This window comes from Devosia sp. (assembly GCF_017307565.1).
Classification (GTDB): Bacteria; Pseudomonadota; Alphaproteobacteria; order Rhizobiales; family Devosiaceae; genus Devosia.
Genome location: NZ_JAFKHD010000257.1, coordinates 1 through 1,310 on the forward strand (window position 1 = coordinate 1; position 1,310 = coordinate 1,310).

The 1,310-nt window shown below is 59.9% G+C and carries 1 protein-coding gene; it reads right to left on the minus strand.

The window, feature by feature from the left end:
- On the minus strand, nucleotides 1-1,310 hold a 1,310-nt coding region (locus J0I64_RS08295; protein WP_291407119.1), incomplete at both ends, for a HAMP domain-containing protein.

The following is a 1,310-nucleotide window of genomic DNA, read 5'->3' on the forward strand; positions in this document are numbered from 1 at the left end:
TTGCCGGATTGTGTCGGAAAGGTCGGCCTGCTCCGGTGCCGCCTCAGGCATACGCGCAAAAGCCGAAAATTCGTCGACCATCCGGCCGATATCACCCACTTGGCGCACGATGGTGTTGATGCATTTGTCGAACACTTCCCGGTCGTCCTCGAGCTTCGAGCCGTAGCGGCGGCGCAGGCGTTCGGCCGACAGTTGGATCGGGGTAAGTGGGTTCTTGATTTCGTGGGCGATGCGGCGCGCCACGTCGGCCCAGGCGCTGGTGCGCTGCGCCGACTCGAGTTCGGTAATATCGTCGAACGTCAGGACATAACCCTTGGACTCTGTGATAGAGCCCTCGCGGGTCAGCTGGATTTGGTAGATTCGGCGGTCTGTCTCATTGCCGAGCTGAATCTGGTCGCGAACCTGACCGCGACGTGCGGACCGAGCTTTCTCGATGGTCGGAGCGATCTCGGGAAGGATCTCCTCCATCCGTTCGCCCATCATATCGATTTCGGTTTTGCCGAGCATCTCGCAGGCGCGCGCATTGACTAGCGTCACAGCACCGAAGGGATCGAGACCGATGATCCCGGCGGACACACCTTCCACCACGGCCTCGGTAAACTGCCGGCGCTTCTCGTTGACCTCGTTGGCCATGAGCAGCTCTTCGCGCTGCGACTTGAGCTGCTGCGTCATGCGATTGAAGCCATTGGACAGGTCGCGAAGGTCCCCCCGCCCCTCCTGCACTGGCACGCGCACGTCGAGGTCGCCGCCGCTTACCCGGCGCGACGCAACCATGAGGTTGCGAATTGGATCAACGAACCGGTTGGCGAGTGCAATGCCGATCCAGAGCGCGGCAAGCAATAGGACGACCACCAGACCGACATACATGATCGTAAAGGTGATCTGGAAGACCAATCGGTTCGATGCATACTGACGATATTCCGTTATATTATCGTCAGTTAGCCGCATATATTGAAGTACCTCAGCATCTACGGGACGAGCCACGAAGAGGTACATGTCGTCGTAACCGCGCAGCTTGATGACGGAACCGACAAGGTTCGTGCTGCCCGGCGCGATAGCGGTAGGAATGCCTTCGACCACACCCTGGGTAATGCCCTCGGGCAGCCTCGGATAACCGCCGGCGACGTTGATCTGAGCGCGCTGCAGCATGTTGCCGTGGCTGTCGATCAAGGCAGTGAAGGGCAGCGAGGGCGTCACTGCCAGGGCGGTGAGGATGCGTTCGAACCGAGCACGATCGTCAACATAGGTCGCATGGCTCTGCTCAAGCTCGGTTGCCACCCAGATGATGTCGTCACGCAGAACCTGAGCGT